Raw genomic sequence first — 23,904 nt, 5'->3', positions numbered from 1 at the left:
CCCTGACCCACCGACTGCCCGTTCCGAAGGACTTCTTGATGGTTCACGACGCCCCCTCCCTGTTCGAGGACGAGTCGGCCCGTCCGCTGGCGGACCGACTGCGCCCGCGCAGCCTGAGTGAAGTCGTAGGCCAGGATCACCTGTTGGCACCCGACGCGCCGATCGGTCGGATGATCGCCCAGGAACGGCTGGTCTCGATGGTCCTGTGGGGTCCGCCCGGCTGCGGCAAAACCACGATCGCCCGTCTCCTGGCCGAGCAGACCCAGCTCGCCTTCGAGCCGTTGTCGGCGACCTTCTCGGGCGTCGCCGACCTGAGAAGGGTGTTCCAGACCGCGACCCGCAGGCGTGAGATCGGTCAGGGGACGCTGCTGTTCGTCGACGAGATCCACCGCTTCAACCGCGCCCAGCAGGACAGCTTCCTGCCGTACGTCGAGGACGGCACGGTCGTCCTGGTCGGGGCGACGACCGAGAACCCGAGTTTCGAGCTCAACGGCGCACTGCTGTCCCGCTCCCAGGTCTACGTCCTCAAACGCCTCGACGACACAGCCCTGAACACGCTGATCGCCCGCGCCGAACACCTCACCGGACGCGAACTGCCCCTCACCCCCGACGCCCGCCAGGCGCTCACGGCGATGGCGGACGGCGACGGCCGCTACCTGCTCAACATGGCCGAACAGCTCCAATCGCTCCCCGACGACGCCGAGTCGCTGGACGTCACCGCGCTCACCGCCCAGGTCCACAAACGGGCACCGCAGTACGACAAGAAGCAGGACAGCCACTACAACCTGATCTCGGCCCTGCACAAGTCGATGCGCGGCTCCGATCCGGACGCCGCCCTGTACTGGCTCGCCCGGATGCTGGACGGCGGTGAGGACCCGCGCTACATCGCCCGCCGCATCACCCGCTTCGCCACCGAGGACATCGGCATGGCCGACCCCCAGGCGGTCCAACAGGCCCTGGCCGCCTGGCAGGTCTACGAACGGCTCGGCTCGCCCGATGGTGAACTGGCTATCGCGCAGGCCGTCGTCTACCTGGCCACCGCCCCCAAATCGGTCTCGGTGTACCGGGGCTTCGGCGCGGCCCAGGAGCTCGCCCGCCGGACCGGCTCCCTCATGCCGCCGGCACACATCCTCAACGCGCCCACCGGGCTGATGAAGAACCTCGGTTACGGCGAGAACTACCAGTACGACCCCGACGCCGCCAACGGCTTCTCCGGTGCAGACTACTTCCCCGACGGCATGGACCGAGAAGCCTTCTACCAACCCACCCACCACGGCTACGAGGCACATGTCCGCCAGTGGCTGGAACGCTGGGCCGCCCTGCGCGAACAGCGCCGGAACGACGCCAGCTGAGGTGCGGCGGCAGCTCAGCGGAGCGGGGCCTGATAGGTGAGCTGCTTGATCCGGCTCAGGAACAGCGTCGTCTCGACGTGCAGGACACCCTCCAGCGAGCCCAAGGGGCCGCTGAGGTAGGCGTAGAGCGCTGCGACGTCCGTGGCCAGGACGCTGGCGACGAGGTTGGACGGGCCCTCGATGGCGGCGGCGAAGACGACCTGCGTATGTGCGGCCAGCTCCTGACCCGCCCGGGCGAGCGCGGACGGGGCCACGGAGATCCACAGCAGGGCCGAGACCCGCTCGCCGAAGACCTCCGGCGGGAAGTCCGCGTCGGTGTACACCGCCCCCGAGCCGAGCAGCGCGGCCACCCTGCGCTTGACCACGGACTCCGACTGCCCGGTCGCCCGCTCCAGCTCCGGGTAGGTGGCCCGCCCGTCCGTCTCCAGAGCGGCGATCAGAGCCTCGTCCTGCTCGGTCAGCCGGACCGATCCCACCTCCAATGCCGCGTCCAGGTCCGGGAGTTGGGGCGAGCGGACTGCGAGCGCCTCCTCGCGGGTCAGCCCGCCGGTCCGGTCCGGCCACCCGGTCGGCCCGCCGTGGAAGCGGTGCAGCACCTGGTGGGCGCGGATCTCGACGATGTTCGGGGTCCGCGGCAGCTTGCCGAGCAGTAGTTCGTGGTCGCCGTGCCGCTGGGCGTGGGCCATGCAGACCACCTCCGTACCTCCGGAGGCCAGCGCGATCCAGGCGGTGTCCGGGCGGCGGGCCAGCGCCTGGGAGATGGACGTGGCGCCCTCGGGGGTGCAGCGCAGCCGAAGCATCCACAGGTCGTGACCGAGGACCAGCGGGTCCCGCAGGCCGACCACGCGCAGCCCGAGCTCGGCCCGCAGCCGGCGGTAGCGGCGGGCGACGGTCTGGTCCGAGACGCCCAGCACCTCCGCGATCCGGTTGAACGGCGCCCGCCCGTCCACCTCCAAAGCGTGAAGAAGGCGGCGGTCCAGCGCATCGAGAGCATCGGCTTCGTACACGAATTTCCCCCTCTGTGTCGGATACGGCCTGGATCACACCGTGACTCGGGAAATCCGGATGCACTTCCCAAGTGCTTCTACCGCCCCTACCCGAACCGAAGGAGGAATCATGCGCAAGTGGAGCCCGCCCATAAAGAGCATCCGCGCGGGCCTCAGTCGTGCGGCACCACCACAACCGGGCACAGCACATGGTGGATCACGGAGTGGGCCACCGGGCCGAGGCGGTCGGTGCGGCGGCCGACGATCAGGAGACTCGCACCGGTGGAGGCCATCACGAGATGGTGGCCGGCCCGGCCGTGGACCGTGCGCTCGACCACCTCCGTCTCGGGGAACTTGCGCCGCCAGGGCGCCAGCACCGCCGCCAGCGCGTGGGCCTTCTCCGCCGCCGGGTCCTCCGCGTCCGCCGACGGCACCAGCGGAACGGCCCAGGTGTGCCAGACGTGGAGCGGGGCCCGGCGGGTGGCCGCCGCGTCGAAGGCGTACGCGAGCAGGTCGTCGCACGGGTGGTCCAGGTCCAGGCCGAGGACGACAGGCCGGTAGGCGCCGGTGCCCGACGCGCCCTGCCGCTCGTCCTGCGGGCACTCCCCGGCCCGTACGAGGACGACCGGGCACGCGGCACGTGCGGTCACCTCCAGCGCGACCGAGCCGACGAGGAACGCGGCGAGACCGGTGAAGCCGCGCGAGCCCAGGGCCAGGATCTCGGAAGTCGCGGCCGCGTCCAGGAGCGTGGCCGTAGGCGGACCGAGCGCGGCGACCGGATGGATCTCCAAGGTGGGGTGGCAGTAGGCGAGTTGGACGGCCGCCCGCTCCGGTGCCGTACGGTCGCGCTCGCCCGGGGCGTCCAGTTCGGGCAGGCCCGTACGGCCGGCGGGTTCGTCGTCCACATGGAGGAGGTGCAGCGGCAGGCCGCGGCGCAGCGCTTCGCGGGCCGCCCAGTCGGCCGCGTCCAGGCTCTCGCGCGAACCGTCGATGCCTGCGGTGATATGGCATTCCATGATCGACCTCCGGTGGATCCATGGGCGGGCAGGCGGGGCGCGGGCGTCGGCCGCACGGGCTCACATCCGTGGGTCCGCCGGGCGGGGCACCATGGCCCCACCGCGCAGACTCCCACCGGGCCGGCCGCACCCGGCAGGGGCGAACCGGCCCTGCACGAGGGGCCGTTCGGCCCGAACCGGGACCACATCTACCGAACCGTCAGCACGTCCCGTACACCGCGCCGGGGACTGCGCGGGCCCGTCGGACCGTAACCGAGCCGCAGGACCATCTGGACGTGCTGCATCGCGGAGAGCGGATCGCGGGCGGCCCACCGCAACTCCCCGCGCTCCAGGGCCTGGCTGCTCAGCCCGACCGCCAGATCGTGGCGGGTGGCGAGGAGCAGGACGCGCTGCAGGGCCTGGCCCGAACGCAGCCAGGCCATCGGCGTGTCGTCGGCGGTGCCGAGCAGGGCGAGCCGGGGAGCGGACTCGAAGTCGGCGGTGCCCCGGTCCGCCACGCTCCGCCCGGCCGAGAAGTCCCGGACCCCGGCGCCGCCGACCCTCCGACCCGGGCCGAAGGCGTACGCGGGCACGCCGTCGACGGCCGAGTCCGCCGCCTCCCCGCCCAGCCGGGTCCACCGGTCCAGCTCGGCGGCCCGGCCGGGGTCCTCGGCGTCGTACCATCGCGCGTTCTCGACGAGTGAGAGCACCGACTGGACGTGCCACGGCCCGGGCACCACCAGCACGGCGCCTTCCGCGTGCGCCGCCTCGGCGAGCGCGTCCCGGATCTCCTGCGGGACGCGTGTCTCGGTGAACGGGTAGCGGCTCGTGTGCCTGCGGTGCACGGCCGGGTGCAGGTCGTCCAGGTCCGTGTCGGCTTGCGGGGTCCGGCGCGGGCGCACGGTCGCGAGCAGGCCCGGCCGGGCAGGGTCGGACAGCAGCGCGACCTCCGCCTCCCACCCCCGGTGGGCGATCGCCACGCGCAGGGTGAACAGGGCCGCCCCGCAGCTGATGTGCAGCGCCCGCCCGCTCGGGTCCGCGTACGGCAGCTGCCGGCTCGGGTCGGCGTGCAGTTCCAGCACACCGTCCGCCGAGCGGAAGACGAACGCCCAGGGCTGGGCGTTGTGCAGGGAGGGTGCGGTCGTGGCGTCCCGCACGAGTGCCGTCACCGTCTGTGTGTCGCATACGGAATTCACTGTGACCTCCGCCCTCGCCGATCCGGCAGCGTTAGTCGTCGCCTGCGGCCCACGTTCCGCCGCGCACCGCATACGTCCCAGTGCCGAACGGGTAAACGTAGGGGCCCGTACGGCCCGGAGAGGTCCGCGAACTCCGGTTGCCCGAGTGACGACGCATCGACTCGCCCGCGCCTCCTCGCAGGCGGTCCGACACGGCCCCGCGCGCGCAGCGCCTGCTGGGCGACACTGAAAGGGGGCCCGGACAAGGAGGCCGTCCATGAGCAATCCCACCTCGATCTCCACCGCGCTGCCGGTCGAGTACCGCGACCGCCTTATGGGCATCGCCCATGAGGTCAACTTCCCCGCCGGAACACGGCTCTTCAACGAGGGCGGCCACGCCGACCGGTTCTGGATCGTGCGCTCCGGCACCGTGACGCTCGACCTGCACGTCCCCGGCCGACGCGCGGCCGTGATCGGACAGCTGGGCTCCGGTGAGCTGGTGGGCTGGTCGTGGATGTTCCGGCCGTTCGTGTGGCAACTGGGCGCCGAGGCGATGACGCCGGTGCGTACGTATGAGTTCGACGCGGCGACCGTGCGGACGATGATGGACGACGACACCGCCTTCGGCTCCGCGATCGGAGCGTGGGTTGGCCGCGTCCTCGCCCACCGGCTCCACGCGGCCCGCGTCCGGCTGCTCGATCTGTACGCCCCGCACGGCAGTGGCAGCGACAGCGTGCTGTGACCCCGCCGACCGCACCGACAAGGGCCGGTCAGCCCCGCAGGTCCGGCCCCCTCGGCCCTCCCGCCCGCACCGACCGGGTGCCACGGTGACCGAGAGAAGGCCCGGAGGCACGCCATGACCAGCAGGTACACCGTCGCCATATCGGCGTCACCGAAGGCGTCGTCACGCTGCGGGGCGACGCCCGCGACAGCGACCTGATCACCACGGCGGCCCGCCTCGCGCAGGCCGTCGAAGGTGTGGTGGACGTCAGGTACGCGCCGTCGACCGCACGCAGCGGGCGCTGAAGTCTCCCGCTCAGCGGTGCGCCACGACCGCGACCGGAGTGCGGGCGTGGTGAAGGATGCCGTGCGTCACGGGTCCGATATGCGTGATCCCGCTCCGGATACGACGCCCGACCACCAGCAGCGCGGCGCCCTCGGCCGCCTCGACGATGCGTTCGGCGGGCCGGTCCGCGACGCACCGCGTCTCGATCTGCACCGAGGGGAACTTGGCCCGCCACGGCCGCAGCACATCGTCCAGCGCACTCCCCTCCGCAACGCCCAGCGCGTCGATGTGCCGCGGGTCGACCGCGGCAGGGTCGTACCCGTAGATGGGCGGCGGACTCCAGGTGTGGACGACCCGCAGGGTGGCGCCGCGCACCATGGCGGCCTCGACGGCGTACTCGATCAACTCGTCGCAGGGACACGAGAAGTCGAGCCCGAGCACCACGTCACCCTCGTGCGCCTCGTCCTCCGTTTCCGCTGAACCGCCGTCACCGGCTGGGGACTTCGGCCGTACGAGGACGACCGGCCGCCGGGCGTGGGCGAGGACGGACATCGAGACGGACCCCGTCACAAAGCCCGCCAGAGTGCTCAGCGCCCGGGAGCCCAGGACCAGCACCTCGGCCTCGTCGGCGGCCGACCGCAGGACTTCCAGCGCCCGGCCCGGCACCTGCTCCGCCGTGACGTCCACATCCGTATAGCGGTCGCCCAGTTGCTCGTACATCTCGTCCAGCATGCGCTGGGCCCGGCTCTCGTCATTGCCCGGCCCGTCCGGCAGCACTGCCGCGGCGCCCATCGGCGCGTACCCGTAGGACGGCCGCCACGCCTGCCACACGTGCAGCAACCTCAGCGCGAGCCCGCGCCGCGCCGCCTCGCGCGCCGCCCACGCGGCAGCGGCCCTCGACTCGGGGGAGCCGTCGATTCCGGCGATGACGGTACGTGGCATGACGTCCTCCCATGGGAACGGAACCTGGCGACCGGCTCCACACTGCTCCCGTCCCGCGTCTGCCGCGAGGGCCGAACGGTCCCGACACGTCCCGTACGAAGGACCAACGGCCCCACGGGGTGGCCCGGACGCCCCCACCACAGCGGCCGCGCCCGGCGCCACATTGGCTCTGCCCCGCACTGGGCGTGGGCATGAGGAGAGGGCTGAGGACCATGGCGGTACACGGGCACCCCCATCCGCACGCAGGCACCCGTTTCACCTTCCGGCTCAGGAGCAGGGCGGGCGGCGCCGCGCGGGCCGCGTCGGCCGAGCGCGCCGTGGCGGCGTCACCGGCCCTCGCGCGCACGCTGGCCGGACTGCGGCTCGTGACGGCGTTCACGTTCCTGTGGGCGTTCTTCGACAAGACCTTCGGCTGGGGCTACGCCACGCACTCCGGCAAGGGCTGGATCGACGGCGGCTCCCCCACCAAGGGCTTCCTCAGCGGTGTGACCAAGGGCCCCATGGAGTCCACGTTCCACGACTGGGCCGGGGACACCTGGGCGGACTGGCTGTTCATGCTGGGGCTGCTCGGTATCGGCATAGCCCTGGTGAGCGGGGTCGCGCTGCGGCTCGCCGCAGTGGCGGGCACCGCGCTGATGGCGCTGATGTGGATGGCCGAATGGCCGCCCGCCCGGCACCTGTCGAACGGCTCCCCGAGCGCGTCCAGCAACCCGTTCGTCGACTACCACGTGCTCTACGCGGCCGTTCTGATCACCCTCGCCGTCGCCTGTGCCGGCCGTACCTGGGGGCTCGGCAAGCTGTGGGAGCGCCTGCCGTTCGTCGGCGACCACAGCTGGCTGCGGTGAACCGCGCAACCCCGGTCGCGAGCCCCCTCGGCCGGGGTTCGCGGCAGCCGTGGCATGCGACGGGGCCGAACCGCTCACTGGGATGGGTCGTTCAGCCCCGCTCGGCCCCGGCGCCGTGGGGCCACGCGCACCGTATGGCCCCACGTACGCGCATCGCCGTCATCGGTGTGGGCAGCGAGTCCGTCGCAGGTGAGATCGTCCGCCACCGGATCACCGCCGCCAGGGGCACGGATGGGTGAGCGCGAGGGCCGGAACGCTCGCCGGTTCTGTGTGTACGGGACGGTCCAGGTTGTGGGGTTCTGGCCTTTCGTCCATCGGACGGCGGTGGGGCTCCGCCTGGACGGCTGGGTCGCCGATGTCAACGGCCATGTCGAGGGTCTGGTCGTCGGATCCCCCCTCGCCATCGGGCAGTTCGCGGCGCGACTGCGCGAGGAGGCTCCCGGGCCGGCCCGGGTCCGCCGGGTGTCCCTGGACCCCGCCCGCGGCCGTCCGCCCGCCGCAGGTGCCGGTTTCACCGTCCGCGCCGACAGCGGGGCGCGCCGGGCGCGGGCGGCGCGCGAGGTTCCGCCGGACGCTGCGATCTGCGACGCCTGTCTGCGGGAACTGGGCGATCCCGGCGATCGCCGCCACCGCTATCCGTTCATCACCTGCACCCGGTGCGGCCCCCGGGCCACGATCATCGAGGAGCTGCCGTACGACCGGATCCTGACCACCATGCGGCACTTTCCGCCGTGCCGGGCGTGCGCGGCCGAGTACGCCGACCCCGGCGGCCGGCGCTTCCGCGCCGAGCCGATCGCCTGCGCCGACTGCGGGCCGCGCCTGGCCTGGCAGTCTCTGACCGGCGAGGCGGCGCTGCGGGCGGCCGTCGCGGCCGTGGCCGACGGAAAGATCGTCGCCGTCAAGGGAGTCGGCGGCTACCAACTGGTGTGCGACGCGGCCGACGAGCGCGCGGTGGCGGAACTGCGCCGCCGCAAACACCGCCCGGCCAAGCCCTTCGCCGTCATGGCCGCCGATCTCGCCGACGCCTGCCGCATCGCCACCATCTCGAAGACCGCACGCACCGCGCTCACCTCACCGGTACGGCCCGTGGTGCTGCTCCCCCGGCTGGGGCAGGGCATCGCTCCCTCCGTGGCGCCCGACACCGACCGTCTGGGAGTGTTGCTGCCCACCACCGGCCTCCACCGGCTCCTGCTCCAGGAGTCGGCCCGTCCCTTGGTCGTCACCAGCGGCAACGTCACGGACGGGCCCCTGGCCATCGACGACGCGACGGCCCGGCGGGAGCTCGCGGAGATCGCCGACGGATTCCTCGTCCACGACCGGCCGATCCGCGCGCGCTACGACGACTCGGTGGTGCAGCCCACCGGCCGCGCGGTGCGGACCGTGCGCAGGGCGCGCGGCCTCGCCCCGGCGCCGCTGCCGCTTCCCGTCCATACGCCCGTCCCGCTGGTCGCGGCCGGCGCCCGGATCGAGCACACCTTCACGCTCGCCGAACACGGGCACGCCCATCTCAGCCCGCACTCGGGCGACTTGTCGAGCGCCGCAGCCCTCCAGGCCTTCGAGACCGCGTACACGGATCTGACCCGGCTCACCGGCATCACTCCGCACGCCGTCGCCCACGACCTGAATCCGCGCTGTCTCTCCACCGTGTGGGCCACCGACCGGCCCCTCGAACGGATCCCGGTGCAGCACCACCACGCCCACGCCGCCGCCTGCGCCGCCGAGCACGGGGTGCGGGGCCCGTTCACGGCGGTGACCTACGACGGGCTCGGCCTCGGCGACGACGGAACCCTGTGGGGCGGCGAGATCCTGGTCGCCGACCTGACCGTCTACCGCCGCGTCGCCCGGTTCGCCACGGCGCCGCTGCCCGGCGGCGAGGCGGCCGTTCGCCATCCGGCCCGTATGGCGCTGGGTTACCTCCACGGCGTGGAGGCCCTGGGCGCACCCGCGCCGGACGCGCGGCTGACCCGCCGGTTCACCGGCCGGCTCGACCCGCGCGAGGCCGAGGTGGTCCGGGCGATGATCGGGCGCGATCCGCACGCCCCGCGCACCTCCAGCGCGGGACGGCTCTTCGACGCGGTCGCGAGCCTGCTCGGTCTGTGCGACCGGGCGAGCTACCACGGCGAGGCCGCCGTGGCACTGGAGAACGCCGCCGGCACAGCACGCGCCCAGCCGCTCGCCGTCCGGGTCGTGCGCGTCGGGAGTCTGTGGGTGTACGACCCGGTGCCGACGCTGACCGACCTCCTGGAGCGTGCCGCCGACGGTGAACCGCTCCCCCGCCTCGCCGCCGCCTTCCACCTGGCCGTCGCCTGCGCGACGGCCGACCTGGTGGGCCGCGCCGTGGCCGAAGGTGCCCCGCGCACCGTCTGCCTGGGCGGCGGGTGCTTCGTCAACCGCCGACTGCTCGCCGAGGTCCGGCGCCGGCTCTGTGCCGAGGGCCTGCGGGTACTGGTACCCGCCGACGTCCCGTGCGGCGACGGCGGAATCAGCTTCGGCCAGGCGGTCGTCGCCGCCGCCCGCCTGGCGCGGAGGAAGGGGTGAACACGACGTGCTGGGCTTGGGCGAGCCGCTGCCCGAACGGGCCTGCCCCGCAGGGCCGGACGGCCCCGCCCTCTGCCCTTGCGGCCCCTCGGGAGCACGGCCCGGTCGCTCGACGCTGAACAAGGCGGACCACTCCCGGCGGGGTGCCCGCCCTCTCCGTCCGGCGGCGGCTGGTACCCGGCCACCCGCACCACCCCTGCCCGCGACACCTGAGATGAGGAGGCACAGTCCATGAAACACGCCAAGGTCGGCTCGGTGATGACCGGTGACGTCGTACGCGCCCGGCCCGGCACCCCGTTCAAGGAGGTCGCCAGGCTCCTGGCCGAGCACCGCATCAGCGGAGTTCCGGTCGTGGACGACGACGAGAAGGTCGTCGGTGTGCTCTCCGAAACGGATCTGATGGCCCATCAGGCAGAGGCCGAGGACCCGTACGAGCCACCGCACCGCCTCCACGCGCCCGCCCTTGGCAGCGCCGCACGTTCGCGCCGCGCCAAGGCGCGCGCCCGGACCGCGGGCGAGCTGATGTCCACCCCCGCCGTCACGGTCCACGCCGACGACACCATCGCCCGGGCCGCCCGCGTCATGGCGCGACACCGCGTCGAACGCCTGCCGGTACTGGACACCGAGGACCGGCTGGTCGGCATCGTGACCCGCCGCAGTCTGCTCCAGCTGTTCCTGCGCTCGGACGACGAGATCCGCGCCGAGGTGATCCGGGACGTACTGGTCGGAACGCTGTGGCTGCAGCACGGATCGATCGGCATCACGGTCGAGGACGGCGTGGTGACCCTGACGGGACAACTGGAGCGGCGCAGCGAAGTACCGCTGGCCGTGCGGATGACGCGCATGGTCGACGGCGTGGTCGAGGTCGTCGACAAGCTCAGTCACCGGACCGACGACTCCCATCTGCATCCCGACGAGCCGGCCATGCGCGGCATCGCCGACGACTGGATGCGCAAACTGTGAAAGCAGGTGTGCGCCATGGCTCCCAAGGCACTTGTCGCCTACGGCTCGAAGAACGGCTCCACCGCGCAGATCGCCGAACGGATCGGCGAGGTGCTGCGCGGGCACGGCCTGGACACGGAGGTCCGGTCGGCCGCGCAGGTGCGGGATGTGCAGCCGTACGACGTGGTGGTACTCGGTGGCGCCCTGTACGCGGCCCACTGGCACCGCGACGCACGCCGGTTCGCCCGGCGCAATGCCAGCCGGCTGTCCGGTACCCCGGTGTGGCTGTTCAGCAGCGGCCCGCTCGACGCGTCGGCCTCGCAGCGGTTGATACCGCCATCGCCCGGCGCGCGCCGGGCGATGGTCCGGCTCGACGCGGTGGAACACCGCACGTTCGGCGGCTGTCTCCGCGACAACGTGAAGGGCCGTATCGCCCGGTCGATGGTCAACTCCGGCCGCGGCGGCGACTTCCGTGACTTCGAGAGCATCACCGCCTGGGCCGAGCGGATCGCCACCGAGTCCCTGGCCTTCAGCGGATCCGGAGCCGAGGGAGCCTGACCGGCCCGCCCACGAGGGCTGTTCGGCCCCTGCCCCGATCCACCCGGCGCGCCGACGCTGGAAGCCTCGAAGTCACCGCCTTCCAGGCGGAGTTCGCCACACCCCGAAGGGAAGGACGGCCATGACGACCAAGCAGGCCAACCGGATGACGATCGCGCTGCCCGGGCCGTATCAGAAGCGGCTGATGAACATCGCCCGTGACGTCAGCTTCCCGGCGGGCTCCCGTCTGTTCGAGGAGGGCCGCAGGGCCGACCGGTTCTGGGTGGTCCGCACCGGCACCGTGACCCTGGACCTGCGCGTCCCCGGCCGCCGGGCAGCCGTCATCGAGTCGCTCGGCGCGGGCGAACTCGTCGGGTGGTCCTGGCTGTTCCCGCCGCACCTCTGGCACCTGGGCGCCGAGGCGATGACACCGGTGCGCGCCCACGAGTTCGACGCGGTCACCGTCCGGCTCATGTGCGACAGCGACCCGCAGCTCGGCTCGTCGGTCGCGCTGTGGGTCGGCCAGATCCTCGCCCACCGGCTGCAGCAGACCCGGACCAGGCTGCTCGACCTGTACGCGCCGTACGGGAGCGGGGTCCCGCGCTGACGGCCCACACCGTCGCCACCACGACCCGTACCTCTCCTGCTCCGCCCACTCCGTCACCGCCACCGTCGAACAGGGCACGGTGCCCTTCCACGGGCCGATGGGCGACGGGAGGGTACCGGTCGCAGCGCGGCTCACCCGAGCCGTCGAGGGTGTCGTGGACGTCCACATGCACCTGTCCGCACCGACTTCACCCCCGCGCTGAAACACCTCGACGAGTGGCGCGACCCGGCCCTGGCCGATCAAGGGTCGGCAGAGGGTGCCCTCGCCGTACGTCGTGCGCCGACGCTTGGCCTCGTACGCCTGTTCACCTGCAAATAGCCACGCCGAGGTGGCCTGATTGCCGTCGTTTCGTGGATTCCCCGGTTTTGGGACGATGCCTGGCGAGGAGCCGGAAATCCCGGGGTGCGGTGTGTGCCTTTCCGGGTGTGCGAACGCCAACGCACCCTCCCTGGAGCATGCGTGCCCGCAAACCCCGAACCCCGGCGCGGCATGCGGAAATCCACTGGGAACGGTCAGTGAGGAGTACGGTCATGACCACGGTTGTCACACCGCAGGAACTCCACGCGCGATACCGGAACACCTTTGGCAGGGTGGGCGGTTACCTGCCCCGCAACCCCGCCGCGATCGACGAGTTCCACAAGGGACTCACTCGTCGGGCGGCGGACCTCAAGGAAGAGCTCCACCCCGCCGTACAGGAGCTCGCGGACACCCTCCGCTCCGACGGCGTATTACGCATGTACGTCCAGAACATGCTGCGCGAAGTGCCGCAGGAGCACCGGCACATTCACACCGTCGACGAGCTCATCCAGTATCTGAATGTCATCGTCACCTGGGCGCCCTCGTACGACCGGGATCCGCTCAAGCAGATCTTCCTGCCGATGTCCGCGCTGTTCGGCTATATACGTCTGACGCCGTCCGGGAACGTCGCGTTCCGCAACCAGGCGTTCGGCGAGAAGCTGCATGGGATCCTGAAGGCCTGGTGCGCGTATCTGGACAGCCCGGAGAGCGCGCACGTACTGAACACGCGGGACTGGTTCTCCCAGTCCGCGATCGAGCTCAACCGGCTTTCCGAGTACGAGTGCTGGAACCACCGTGACAAGGAGCACTGGGGCTTCACCTCCTTCAACGACTTCTTCCACCGCCCCATCCAGGACGAGTTCCGGCCGCTCGCCGGCAACGGCGATCCGTCGGTGATCGTCGCCCCGAACGACGGCACGGTCTACAACATCCAGCGCAATGTGCCCAGGAGCGCCGACTTCTGGCTCAAGGGGCAGCCGTACTCGCTGGAGAACATGGTGTACGGGCCGCAGTGCAAGGACGAGTACGTGAGCGCCTTCGTCGGCGGCGACGTCTACCAGGCGTTTCTCTCCGTCAACAGCTTCCACCGCTGGAACGTGCCGGTGGACGGGACGATCGAGCATCTGGAGATCGTGCCGGGCTACCCCTTCAGCCACGTCGAGTCGGCGAGCCCCGACCCCATCGCCTACACCCACTCGCAGGGCTACCAGGCCCATGTCAGCACGCGCGGCCTCGCGTTCATCAGGACGGGCTCCGAACTCGGCAACCGTCTGGTGTGCGCCGTGGTGATCGGTATGGAGGAGGTGTCCTCGATCTCCTGGAACCCGGAGATCAAGGTCGGCGCGCCGGTGGCCCGGGGCCAGGAGCTGGGCTGGTTCAGCTACGGCGGGTCGAGCATGGCACTGGTCTTCCAGCCGGGAGTCGTCGACGAGTTCACCGTGCCGTTCAACAACCCCGACCAGCACCCGGACGACGGCCCGACCGTCTTCGTCAAGTCGCAGATCGCCCGGGCACGTTAGGAGCATGACCATGGCCTCTCACCCGAAGAACCCCAGCGCCCAGAACCGGCCCCCGCAGGACAGGTCCGCAGACGAACTGCTCGCCCTGCTCGCCGGTGCCGCCGACCCCGAGCGTCGGCTGGCCGCCCACCAGGAGCTGTTCCCGAACGTCACCAATCTCGCCACCGCCGAGAACGTCCTGGTCTACCCGTCCCTGCGCGAGCACGTGTTCACCAAGCTCGGCACCATCGAGCAGCAGGACGCCAAGTACACCACCGCCTACGGCAGCGAGTCCTTACGCCAGGGCATCGCCGACATGCTGCGGCCCCTGTTCTCCCAAGAGCTCGACTGGCGAGACATCTTCGGCATCTCGGGCGTCTCGGCCGCTCTGGAGTGCCTGGCGTTCGCGCTGAAGGACGCCGACGTCCTGCGCGACGGCGACCGCGTACTGCTGCCGGCTCCCTACTGGCAGGGCTTCAACTGGTGTTTCGAGCAACGGCCCGGGCTGGTGTGCGTCCCCGTCCACCTGAAGGAGCGGGGCCCGGAGAACTTCGAGCTCACGCTGGAGGACATCCAACGCGCCTACCGCACCCAGCCGGAGCCGCCGAAGCTTCTCGTCCTGACCAACCCCAACAACCCACTGGGCGACACCTACGAGAAGGAACTCCTTGAGGAGATCTACGCCTGGGTCCTCAACGAGACGGGGATGCACATCATCTCCGACGAGATGTACACGCACTCCCGGCTCACCGGCTCAGCCTCGGAGTTCGTGAGCGCGCTCGCCCTCGACGCGTACCGCGCCATCGACGGGGCGCGGGACCGGGTGCACGTCGTCTGGGGGTTCGCCAAGGACTTCGGTATGTCGGGCTTCAAGGCCGGGGCCATCATCTCCCGGTCGCCGGCGGTCCACCTGGCCATGACGGGGGTGGCGGACAAGCAGGAGACGTTGTCCTGGTTCAGCCCGTTCGACTCGCTGAAGCACTTCGTCATCGGCCGGATGCTCCAGACCCGCGTCGGCGGCAAGAGCTACCCCCTGGAGCTGATGGAACAGTACCGGGGGCTGCTGACCACGGCGTGCGACACCGTCCGCGGCGAGCTCGAAAAACACGGATTCCGTTACCGCTTCCGCAAGGGGCAGAACACGGCGCAGTTCCTGTGGCTTGATATGCGCCGATACCTTCCGGTCGACGCCCCGGGGATCCCCGCGCACGCGGGCCCGCACTTCCCCCAACCCGACCGGATCCCGGGCGAGTTCGCGGTGGAGGGTGACAAGGCGCAGGCTCTCACGCTGCCCCTGCTCTTCCCGGAGATCGACAGCAGGGAGGAATGGCTGCGCTGGGCCCTCGCCAACCACGCCCAGGTCCAACTCCTGCCCGGCCAGCTCCTCTCCTGCGCCGAGCCCGGCTATTTCCGGCTGTGCTTCACGGCGGTGGAGACCCAGCAGGTCGTGGAGTCGGTGCAGCGGATGGGGGCGTTCCTGCACTGAGCGGCGGTACGGCTGTGGGGCGCCCGCGGGTTGGTGGGTGCCCCGCAGTTCCTACGCGATGCGCGTAACGACTGATACGTCTATCTCCAGTCCACCAGCCCATTTGATCACGCAGGAAAACTGCCTCGAATCAATATCGGCAGCTTCCACGGAAAAGGTGACCCGATAGGAACCGGGGAGCAGGACGCCCCGCCACCCGTGCGCGTGCCCGTCGTCTCCGTGGCCTGGATCCCGAAACGTCATTCGGCAGTAATTTTGATCTGCGGATGGGTAGATCCTGGCGTGCACAAGATCGAACCGTCGCGCGGCTCCAGGGTGGATCGACAGCACCCGGTCGGAGCGGTCGGCCCACTTCAACTGTCTCCCGGCGGCGCCCGCCAAGTCGCGTCGGAGGTCGGGCCGGACCTCGTCGTCCAGAGGCTCAATGCTCTCAAGGGTGACCTCTACGTCGTGGGCTGTCTTGCGGCGTGGCCCGTTCACCACGGGCAAGCGCACCCAGACGGACTGGTGATCGGCAGCGGGCACCTCCACCTGGTCTCCGGTTCGAGACGGTTCGAAGTCCAGAACTTCGAGATCGGCCTGCCGCCTGCTTTCCCGCCATATTGACAGATACAAAGCTACGATCACCGCCGCTACTGTCCCTATGGCACCCGTCAATCCGGATGCTGAATCGAGAGCCACGCAGACCCCATCCCCCAACTGGTGCCTCGGCCACAGTTCTCAGAACATCGTCCTACCCAGATTTCTTGACCCGCACCACCCGTGAGGGGAGGTCCGGGTGCCCCACCGTCGGCCACCAAAGTTCCCGGGTACCGAAAGCACCCGCTCACTACGCCCTGACCTCCTGATACTGCCCCAGGAAGACCGGCGTCCCCTTCTCGACCCGCCACAGGAACAGCCCTGGGGCCAACGGCACGTCACCGGTTGGCTCCTGGAAGGTGAAGGTGCGGGTGATGCCCCGGTACGACAGTGCCCGCAGCCGGTGTGCGAGGGTGCCCCGGTCCACGTCCGCGCCGGCCGGTTGCGCGTCGGCCAGGGCTCGGGTGACCAGTCCCAGTGCGTCATAGGCTTCGGCGGCTCCCCTTCCCACGTGCTCTGCGCCGTAGCGTTTCTTGAAGGAGCGGACGAACTCCGTGGCGGTCGCGGTGCGTTCCGAGTCCACGAACGTCGTCGAGAACACCCATCCTTCGGCCGCCGCGCCCGCGCGTGAGAAGAAGGCGGGGTCGAAGACCGTCTCGGTGGCTGCTGCGGTGCCGGTGAACCCGGCCGCTCGCAGGGCCCGCGCGAAGGCGGCGGCGCGTTCGGGCGAGCTGCCGCAGTAGACGACGGCCTGGGCCCGGTCCCGTACCGTCCGAGCGATGGGAGCGAAGTCGTCGGTGTCGGCGGCGACGGCCAAGGGGGTGAGCGGTGTGCCGAAGCCTGGGACCCCTTTCAGTGACTTCGCGATCAGCCAGCTGTAGTCGCGCGTGGCCCTGTCGTCGACGAGGGCGATACGGGCGGCCGGGTGGACGGCGGTGAGGTATCGGACGAGGGGAGCGTCGATCGCGGAGTCGGGCGGCCGGATCTGGAACACCGCCGGGGAGGTGGTCGACACCGTGCTGTACAGGGTGTCGGCCCCCGCCCACGCCGTGACCAGCGCCAGTGAAGCACTGTTGTACGTGTCGCGTGCGGCGAGCGCGGTGGCGTCGGCTGTCGGCCCGACGACCGCGCACACCCGCCGGTCCGCGACGAGCCGCCGTGCCACTTCCCGGGCCCTGTCCGGGTCCCCCAGGTCGTCGTGGATCTGCACGACGAGGTCGAACAGCCGGTCCGTACGCGCGTTGTGCTCTGCGGAGGCGAGCCGGACCCCCTGCTCGATCGGGGTGCCGAGGCTCCGGCCGGGTCCGGTCAGATCGGCGTGCACGGCGACGGTGCGCGAAGGGCGGGTGGCGGCGGCCGATGACGCGGGGCTGCTGCCGGTGAGCCAGACGGCGCCACCGCCTACGGCCAGCACCCCGGCGGCGGAGGCGCCAAGGAGCAGGAAGCGGCGGCGGGCCGGGGCGGGCGGCGCGTCCGCCGTCGTGCGCGGGGCGACGCGTTCGGGCTCGGGCAGGTTCAGGATGCGGGCCGAGCATTCGGCGATGAGCGCGGGCACACCGGGCGGCGGCCAGTCGTCGGCGCGGAAGTCGCCCAGTGCGGTGCGGAGTTCGGGCACGCCGGGGCGGTCGGCCGGGGCCTTGGCGAGACAGCGGGCGATCAGGGCCCGCAGACCCGGGTCCGCGATGCCGTCCAGGTCGGGCTGCTCGTGGATGGTGCGGAAGAGCGCGGCGGCCGCCCCACCGCCGCCGAACGGCGGTCGGCCACTCGCCGCGTACGCCAGCAGACAGCCGAGGGAGAAGACGTCGCTGGGCGGGCCCACCTCCTCGTCGCGGGCGCGGGCCTGTTCCGGCGAGAGGTAGCCGGGGGTGCCGATGACGACGTCGGTCGCGGTCAGGGCCGTGGCGCCGCCGGTACGCGCGATGCCGAAGTCGATGAGGCGGGGACCGTCCAGAGCGACCAGCACGTTGCCGGGTTTGACGTCGCGGTGGACGAGGCCCGCCGTGTGCACGGCGGTGAGCGCTTCGGCGAGCCGCGCGCCCAACGCACGTACAGTGGCGGCCGGAAGCGGCCCATGGCCGACGACGGTCTCGGCGAGCGAGGGAGCCGGGACGAATGCGGTGGCGATCCACGGCTCGTCCGCCTCGGCGTCGGCCGCGGTGACGGGCGCGGTCCAGCGGCCGTCGACCCGCGCCGCCGCGGTGGCTTCACGCCGGAAGCGGGTCCGGAAACCGGGGTCGGCGGCGTGTTCGGCGCGGATGACCTTGAGGGCGGCCAGGGCCCCGCCCTCGGAGCGGGCCAGATAGACGACGCCCATACCGCCCGACCCGATCCGGGCGAGGAGGCGGTGGCCCCCGATGGATTCGGGGTCGGCCGCGAGGAGCGGACGCACCGTCACTTCCCCTTCGGCCGGGGCGCCTTGTCCGGTGCGGGGCCCAGATAGCGGAACGCTCCGCCGCGTACCTCGTGGACGAAGCTGGCGGGGGTGGCGAGCATCGGCGTCCCCGCCGTCTCGGCGTCGAAGGCGAAGGCACGGGTGATGCCTTGATAGCGGGCGGTCTTGAGGGAAGTGGCGAGCGCCGCGCGCGCCGGGCGCTTGCCGTTGGCTGCGGTGAGCTCGCGGATCAGCAGGTTCGCGGCGTCGTAACCCTCGGCGGCCCAGAGCCCGGGCGCGTGACCGTACCGGGTGCGGAACGCCTGCGCGAAGGTGTGTACGGAGGGTGCTTCGATCCCGATCGCGCTGGCCGTGACGGTCCAGCCCTCGGCCGTCGGCTCGGCGGCGAACCGGGCGTCCAGGGCGGGTTCGGCCGCGTACTTCGGCCCGTCGAAGCGCGCGAGGCCCCGGGCCGCGCGGATCGCCCCTTCCGCCGGTCCCGCGTAGACGAAGGCGCGGATGCCGTGGGCCCGCATGTCGTCGAGGACCGGCGCCAGGTCCGTGGTGCCGGCCGGGATGACGCGGGGGTGGGTGGTGTCGCCGTACTTGCGGAGGACGAGGTTGATCATCTGGATGGACATCCAGGAGACGTCGCCGCCGCTGCGGTCAAGGAGGAGGCCGACCGGCGTGGCCGAGCTGGTGGCTTTCAGCTGGAAGGCGAGCTTCATCGCCACCGCGTTGTGCAGGGGGCGGCCGCGTACGAAGGAGCGGACGTTCTGCAGGAGGTTCTGCCCGGCGGACATGCTGATCACGGGCAGCAGCGCCGCGTCGTAGACGGGCAGCGCGGCCTGGGTGGTGGCGTCGGCGCTCGAACCGAGGACGGCCAGGACGTCCGGATCGGCCACGAGCCGCTGTGCCGCCGTGACGGCGCGGTCGGCGCTGCCGCCGTCGTCGGCGGTCCGCAATTCCAGCGTGAACGCCCGCTCGCCAAGGGCGTTGAACTGCTCGACGGCGAGCCGCGCCCCCTGTTCCTGGGCCTGCCCGGCCGCCTTGCCGGGGCCGCTGAGATCGGCCTGGACACCCAGCGCCCAGCCGGGTGCGGCAGGCCCCTTCGCGCGACGGCTGCCGCTGCGCAGCGCCGCCCAGGCCGCGATGCCGCCTCCTGCGGCGAGGACCGCGCCGCCGGAGGTGAGGGCGAGGAACCTGCGGCGCGACGGCGCGGTGGGCTGCGGCGCGTCGGCGAGCGTGGCCTCGATCTCCGGCAGCGCCATCATCTCGGCCGACCGCTCGGCGATCAGCCGGACCACGTCCTCGGGCAACCAGTCGGCGGTTGCCGGGGGTACGTCCTCGACGAGCGCGGCATCCAGTTCGGCCGCGGTCGGGCGATCGGCCGCAACCTTGGCGAGGCAGCGCAGCAGCACGGCGGCCAGTTCCTCCTCGACACCGTCGAGGTCGGGCCGGTCGTGGACGGTGCGATAGAGCAGGGCGTCGACGGCACCGCCGCCGAAGGGCGGCCGCCCGGTCGCCGCGTACGCCAGCACGCATCCCAACGAGAACATGTCGCTCGCCGGGCCGAGTTGGCCACCACCCGCCGCCTGCTCCGGAGAGAGGAAGCCGGGGGTGCCGACGACCAGGTCGGCGGAGGTGATCGCGGTGTCGTCGGCGAACCGGGCGATGCCGAAGTCGATGAGGCGGGGGCCGTCCACGGCGAGCAGGATGTTGCCGGGCTTGACGTCCCGGTGCACCAGGCGCACCGCGTGGACGGCATCGAGCGCGCGGGCCAGTTGCCTGCCCAGGACCCGTACGGCCCCTACCGGCAGCGGACCGTGCCGGTGGACGGCGTCGGCGAGCGAGGGCCCGGGCTCGAACGCCGTGGCCAGCCAGGGCTGTTCGGCCTCCGGGTCGGCTCCGGTGACCTTGACCACCCAGGGGCAGTCCACCCGCCGTGCGGCCCGTGTCTCGCGGCGGAACCTGGCCCGGAATTCCTCGTCGTGCGCGTACTCGGCCTGGATCACCTTGACCGCGGCGAGCGCCCCCGTCTCCGTACGGCCGAGGTAGACGACGCCCATGCCGCCCTCGCCGAGCCGGGCCAGCACACGGTGGCCGCCGACGAAGGCGGGGTCGGAGGGACGCAGGGAACGGTCGGTCACTTCTGGCCCCCGAGACGAGTGCGCACCATGGACTTCATCTCGCCGACCGCCCGCGCCTGAGTGGTCAGCAGGTCGATCTGGGCGATACCCCGGCCGCCTTGGACGGCGACTGCCAACGTGACCGGGCCGAGCCGGACCTGGTTCCAGTAGTACTGGGTCGGGCCGTTGCCCAGGGCCGGGTCGAGGTAGCTGCCCATCTCCATGAGGGTGTCGTCGACGGAGAGGTCGCCGTTCATGCCGTAGCCGGAGCCGATGGAATTCAGACCGGAGATCCGTTCGGTCTCACGCAGTTGCTGGTCGGGGCAGCGCAGTGCCTGCTCCAGCGTCTCGGCGATCTCCAAGTCGGCCTGGGCTGTGGTGCGGTGGACGGTGACGGTGGCGGCCAGCCGGACCTCGCCCCTGCCGCCGCTCGCGGGAAGGCGGCTGTAGCGGGTGAAGGCGGCGAGGACGTCATCGGGCTGCTTCTCCTGCCGCCATATGCAGTCCGTGCCCAGGACCGGCCAGTCGGCCGGATCGCTCTCGTACGGCGAGCGCCTCTCGTACCCGGGACCGTAACTGTCGGGCCCCGCGGCGACGGCGCGTGCCAGGTCGAGAGCTGCGGCGCGGGTGGTGGGGACGCGCGCGGGGTCGGCCCGGAAGCGGGGAGTCGGCGTGGCGGTGCCCGCCTGCCCGGTCTGCGCGCTCGTGGGCACAGGGGACGTCAGGCCGGACGCGCCAGTGCCCGTCCGCTCGGGACGGGCTTCGCCGTGCCCGCCGTCGGTGGCCGTACAACCCGCGAGCACGGCCGCGCACAGAGCCAGCGCCGCACGCCCCCGCCCTCGTGGGCTCCCCGGCCGCGCCCACCGCGAACGCTCCCCCGGGTCGACACCCGGTAAATCGTTAATGTTGGAACCACTCACAATGTTGGAAGCTATCCCAACTTTGGAAGCACTGTAAAGTGGCGCCGTGGCAACGCAAGACACCTCCCGAACGCAACGGCGGGCGGCCGCGACACGGCGGTCGATCATCGAAGCGGCCGAAGCGATCCTCGTCGCGGGAGGACCCGCGGCCCTGACCCTCGAAGCCGTCGCCGAGCGCGCCGATGTCGCCGTGCAGACGGTCTACAACCGGGTGGGCGGCAGATCCGCCGTCCTCATCGCGGTGGCCGAGCTGGCCTTCGAGGAGAACCGGGACTACATGGACGCGGCGTACGCCACCCCCGGCACTCCGTCCGAGCGCATCCTGCTGGCCGCCGAGGCCTACACGCGCTTCGCCATGGAACGCCCGCACCACTTCCGCCTCCTCGCGGAACCGCCCGCCGACGCCGAGGGCCTGGGCGGGATCGCGGATCTCGTCGTCGAGCAGAACGCCAAGCTCGTCGCGGCGCTGCGCGACGGCATCGCGGACGGCTCGTTCAACCCGGACGTGGACCCCGAACTCGCCGCCACCGCGATGTGGGCCACCATGAACGGCGTACTCGGCCTCACATGGCGCGCCGACCGCCTCCGCATTCCCCCGCAGGAACTGGACTCAGTCCTCAACACCGTGGTCACACTGCTCATGCAGGGCATCGAACGGCGGCGGTGACGACAACGGGCATCCGCTCGCGGGCCCGGACGTGCCCCATCGGCGGGCGCATGGTCACAGGCCGACCGCGTGGACGCCCATGGCACCCAGCATGTCCAAGGCCATGTGGTGAGTGGTGGCATGGCGGCCCTCCAGCAGACCGGCCATGGCCAGGACCAGCGAACCTCCGCACACCGTACTGACCGTCACCTCCGGGTTGTCCATCGCCGCCTTCATCAGCGCGGGCAGCTCGGTGCTCAAGGTGCGGCCCAGCAGTACGGGGATGAACTCGTCCTGCTTCCACTCCCCCGGCCCCACCTCCGCCTCCAGATCGGGCAGTTCGCCGAGCTCCCCCATGCGGCCCCGGGTCGTATCGGTCGTCGCGGTTCGTCCCCGACGCCAAACGGGCTCCGGCCGACCTCCCAGTGGCGTGAGTGACAGGTTCCGACGGAATATCACCATCACCGCCGGCATGGCTTCTGAGCTGGTCATACGGACGTGCCTCGGACCCCGAGAGCCATCCCGGCTAGGGCGGGCGGATACCTTCCAGCCATGCACACCGTCGCCGTCCTGGCCCTGGACCAGGTGATCCCCTTCGATCTGTCCACCCCGATCGAGGTGTTCGGCCGCACCCGCCTCCCGGACGGCCGTCCCGGATACCAGGTCCGCGTGTGCGCCGAGCAGCCCGACGTCGACGCGGGCGCGTTCACCCTGCGCGCGCCCTGGGGGCTGGACGGATTCGACGGTGCCGACACGATCATCGTGCCCGGCACCGCCGATCCCGCGGCGCCGATCGGCCCAGCCGTCCGTGACGCGCTGCGCGCGGCGGCCGGGCGCGGCACCCGTATCGCCTCCATCTGCACCGGCGCCTTCCCGCTGGCCGCCACCGGTCTCCTGGACGGCCTGCGCGCCACGACCCACTGGATCGCGGCCGACCTCCTGGCCGCGGCCCACCCGGACATCGAGGTCGACCCGAACGTCCTGTACGTCGACAACGGGCAGATCCTCACCTCGGCGGGCGCCGCCGCCGGCCTGGACCTGTGTCTGCACATGATCCGCCGCGACTACGGCTCGGCGGTCGCCGCCGACGCCGCCCGTCTGTCCGTCGTCCCCCTCGAACGCGAGGGCGGCCAGGCGCAGTTCATCGTCCACGACCACGCACCGACCCCGCAGGGCTCGGAACTCGAACCCCTGCTCACCTGGCTCCAGGGCAACCTGAACCGCGAGCTGACGCTCGCCGACATCGCCGCTCAGGCCCAGATGAGCACCCGCACCCTGATCCGACGCTTCCGCGAACAAACCGGGGCCACGCCACTGCAATGGCTCCACCGCGCCCGCGTCCGCCAGGCGCAGCACCTCCTGGAGACCACCCGCCACTCCGTCGAGCGCATCGGCGCCCAAGTCGGATTCGGCTCCCCCACCGCCTTCCGCGACCGCTTCAAGCGCACCACCGGCGTCAGCCCCCACACCTACCGGCGCTCCTTCAGCTGACGCTGCCGGGGTCGGGCCCGGCCGCCCCGTCACCCGGGCTCAGCTACCCGGGCGAAAAAAGTTCGCACGCCGATGTCGAGAACCCGTGACCGGCTCCGTCCCGGCAGTGAACGCGACCACAATGGGGCGCACCAGTACCGAGGAGACCATCATGGCCAAGTACCTGCTGCTCAAGCACTACCGCGGCGCCCCGGCCTGCCTGAACGACGTGCCCATGGACCAGTGGACGCCCGAGGAGATCTCGGCGCACGTGCAGTACATGCGCGACTTCGCGGACCGGCTGGAGGGAACCGGCGAGTTCGTCGACAGCCAGGCACTCACCCCCGAGGGAACGTTTGTGCGATACGACGGTGAGGGGCGCCCGCCGGTCACCGACGGCCCGTTCGCCGAGACCAAGGACCTCATCGCCGGCTGGATGGTGATCGACGTCGACAGCTACGAGCGCGCCATCGAGCTGGCCGGGGAGCTGTCGGCCGCCCCCGGGGCGGGCGGGAAGCCGATCCACGAGTGGCTTGAGGTGCGCCCGTTCCTGGCCTGCCCTCCCACCATCACGGAGTGACC

At 71.6% G+C, this 23,904-nt stretch carries 21 protein-coding genes and 1 pseudogene; 13 read left to right on the top strand and 9 right to left on the bottom strand.

From position 1 onward, the window contains the following. Positions 1-38 precede the first annotated feature (38 nt). Positions 39-1,352: a replication-associated recombination protein A gene (locus BG418_RS03510; RefSeq protein ID WP_188272137.1), complete on the top strand. Its 1,314-nt coding sequence runs from the start codon at positions 39-41 to the stop codon at positions 1,350-1,352. Between the two features lie 14 nt (positions 1,353-1,366). Here the strand turns inward: BG418_RS03510 and BG418_RS03505 are convergent, their stop codons facing one another. From BG418_RS03505 to BG418_RS03495, 3 genes are all read right to left on the bottom strand, one after another. Continuing rightward, positions 1,367-2,359, bottom strand: coding sequence for an Lrp/AsnC family transcriptional regulator (locus BG418_RS03505; protein ID WP_188272136.1), 993 nt, complete (start codon positions 2,357-2,359; stop codon positions 1,367-1,369). A 152-nt stretch (positions 2,360-2,511) separates the two neighbouring features. Then, the gene (locus BG418_RS03500; protein ID WP_188272135.1) at positions 2,512-3,354 is read right to left on the bottom strand and encodes a universal stress protein; all 843 of its coding nucleotides are present in this window, start codon (positions 3,352-3,354) and stop codon (positions 2,512-2,514) included. 188 nt (positions 3,355-3,542) lie between these two features. After that, positions 3,543-4,502, bottom strand: coding sequence for an Acg family FMN-binding oxidoreductase (locus BG418_RS03495; protein WP_317453481.1), 960 nt, complete (start codon positions 4,500-4,502; stop codon positions 3,543-3,545). Positions 4,503-4,785: 283 nt separating this feature from the next. On the opposite strand from BG418_RS03495, the gene BG418_RS03490 reads away from it, so the two are divergent. Together BG418_RS03490 and BG418_RS03485 are read left to right on the top strand one after the other, a co-directional pair. Then, the gene (locus tag BG418_RS03490; protein ID WP_188272133.1) at positions 4,786-5,250 is read left to right on the top strand and encodes a Crp/Fnr family transcriptional regulator; all 465 of its coding nucleotides are present in this window, start codon (positions 4,786-4,788) and stop codon (positions 5,248-5,250) included. Between the two features lie 140 nt (positions 5,251-5,390). Continuing rightward, positions 5,391-5,534, top strand: coding sequence for a BON domain-containing protein (locus BG418_RS03485; RefSeq protein ID WP_188272329.1), 144 nt, complete (start codon positions 5,391-5,393; stop codon positions 5,532-5,534). Positions 5,535-5,544: 10 nt separating this feature from the next. Here the strand turns inward: BG418_RS03485 and BG418_RS03480 are convergent, their stop codons facing one another. Then, the gene (locus tag BG418_RS03480; protein WP_188272132.1) at positions 5,545-6,456 is read right to left on the bottom strand and encodes a universal stress protein; all 912 of its coding nucleotides are present in this window, start codon (positions 6,454-6,456) and stop codon (positions 5,545-5,547) included. Between the two features lie 212 nt (positions 6,457-6,668). Between BG418_RS03480 and BG418_RS03475 the strand changes: the two genes are divergently transcribed. The 7 genes from BG418_RS03475 (at position 6,669) to BG418_RS03445 (ending at position 15,207) form a co-directional block, all read left to right on the top strand. After that, complete coding sequence (locus BG418_RS03475; protein WP_188272131.1) at positions 6,669-7,301, top strand: hypothetical protein; 633 nt, start codon at positions 6,669-6,671, stop codon at positions 7,299-7,301. Between the two features lie 231 nt (positions 7,302-7,532). Then, entirely contained in the window at positions 7,533-9,839 is a 2,307-nt protein-coding gene (gene hypF / locus BG418_RS03470) for a carbamoyltransferase HypF (protein ID WP_188272130.1), read from the top strand. A gap of 231 nt (positions 9,840-10,070) precedes the next feature. Next, entirely contained in the window at positions 10,071-10,802 is a 732-nt protein-coding gene (locus BG418_RS03465) for a CBS domain-containing protein (protein ID WP_188272129.1), read from the top strand. 15 nt (positions 10,803-10,817) lie between these two features. Further along, positions 10,818-11,339 carry a flavodoxin domain-containing protein gene (locus BG418_RS03460; RefSeq protein ID WP_188272128.1) on the top strand — a complete coding sequence of 174 codons (522 nt, stop codon included), beginning with the start codon at positions 10,818-10,820 and terminating at the stop codon, positions 11,337-11,339. Positions 11,340-11,460: 121 nt separating this feature from the next. Continuing rightward, positions 11,461-11,925 (top strand): Crp/Fnr family transcriptional regulator, encoded by a 465-nt coding sequence (locus tag BG418_RS03455; protein ID WP_223184236.1) that lies wholly within the window; start codon positions 11,461-11,463, stop codon positions 11,923-11,925. A gap of 530 nt (positions 11,926-12,455) precedes the next feature. Beyond that, positions 12,456-13,742 carry a phosphatidylserine decarboxylase family protein gene (locus BG418_RS03450; protein WP_188272127.1) on the top strand — a complete coding sequence of 429 codons (1,287 nt, stop codon included), beginning with the start codon at positions 12,456-12,458 and terminating at the stop codon, positions 13,740-13,742. A 10-nt stretch (positions 13,743-13,752) separates the two neighbouring features. Further along, positions 13,753-15,207 carry a pyridoxal phosphate-dependent aminotransferase gene (locus tag BG418_RS03445; RefSeq protein WP_188272126.1) on the top strand — a complete coding sequence of 485 codons (1,455 nt, stop codon included), beginning with the start codon at positions 13,753-13,755 and terminating at the stop codon, positions 15,205-15,207. Positions 15,208-15,258: 51 nt separating this feature from the next. On the opposite strand, the gene BG418_RS03440 is transcribed toward BG418_RS03445, so the two are convergent. The 4 genes from BG418_RS03440 to BG418_RS03425 all read right to left on the bottom strand — a co-directional run bounded on the left by BG418_RS03440 (position 15,259) and on the right by BG418_RS03425 (position 20,999). Then, positions 15,259-15,888 (bottom strand): hypothetical protein, encoded by a 630-nt coding sequence (locus BG418_RS03440; RefSeq protein WP_188272125.1) that lies wholly within the window; start codon positions 15,886-15,888, stop codon positions 15,259-15,261. Positions 15,889-16,036: 148 nt separating this feature from the next. Next, positions 16,037-18,181 (bottom strand): bifunctional serine/threonine-protein kinase/ABC transporter substrate-binding protein, encoded by a 2,145-nt coding sequence (locus tag BG418_RS03435; RefSeq protein WP_398997406.1) that lies wholly within the window; start codon positions 18,179-18,181, stop codon positions 16,037-16,039. Then, positions 18,178-20,307 carry a bifunctional serine/threonine-protein kinase/ABC transporter substrate-binding protein gene (locus tag BG418_RS03430; RefSeq protein WP_188272124.1) on the bottom strand — a complete coding sequence of 710 codons (2,130 nt, stop codon included), beginning with the start codon at positions 20,305-20,307 and terminating at the stop codon, positions 18,178-18,180. Before BG418_RS03430 ends, BG418_RS03435 begins: the two co-directional genes overlap by 4 nt. After that, complete coding sequence (locus tag BG418_RS03425; protein WP_188272123.1) at positions 20,304-20,999, bottom strand: hypothetical protein; 696 nt, start codon at positions 20,997-20,999, stop codon at positions 20,304-20,306. Before BG418_RS03425 ends, BG418_RS03430 begins: the two co-directional genes overlap by 4 nt. Before the next feature lie 253 nt (positions 21,000-21,252). Between BG418_RS03425 and BG418_RS40710 the strand changes: the two genes are divergently transcribed. Beyond that, the gene (locus tag BG418_RS40710) at positions 21,253-21,873 is read left to right on the top strand and encodes a TetR/AcrR family transcriptional regulator (RefSeq protein WP_188272122.1); all 621 of its coding nucleotides are present in this window, start codon (positions 21,253-21,255) and stop codon (positions 21,871-21,873) included. Between the two features lie 63 nt (positions 21,874-21,936). Here BG418_RS40710 and BG418_RS41065 read toward each other — a convergent pair. Next, positions 21,937-22,215, bottom strand: a pseudogene (locus tag BG418_RS41065) (DJ-1/PfpI family protein); the annotation flags it as partial. A gap of 189 nt (positions 22,216-22,404) precedes the next feature. Here BG418_RS41065 and BG418_RS03410 point away from each other — a divergent pair. Together BG418_RS03410 and BG418_RS03405 are read left to right on the top strand one after the other, a co-directional pair. Continuing rightward, the gene (locus tag BG418_RS03410) at positions 22,405-23,343 is read left to right on the top strand and encodes a GlxA family transcriptional regulator (protein WP_188272121.1); all 939 of its coding nucleotides are present in this window, start codon (positions 22,405-22,407) and stop codon (positions 23,341-23,343) included. 151 nt (positions 23,344-23,494) lie between these two features. Next, positions 23,495-23,902: a YciI family protein gene (locus BG418_RS03405; protein ID WP_188272120.1), complete on the top strand. Its 408-nt coding sequence runs from the start codon at positions 23,495-23,497 to the stop codon at positions 23,900-23,902. Positions 23,903-23,904: the final 2 nt, after the last annotated feature.

The organism is Streptomyces sp. CBMA152 (genome assembly GCF_014596475.1).
Lineage (GTDB): Bacteria > Actinomycetota > Actinomycetes > Streptomycetales > Streptomycetaceae > Streptomyces.
The sequence above is the reverse complement of the archived record's forward strand: the minus strand, read 5'-3'. Positions and strand labels throughout refer to the sequence as shown.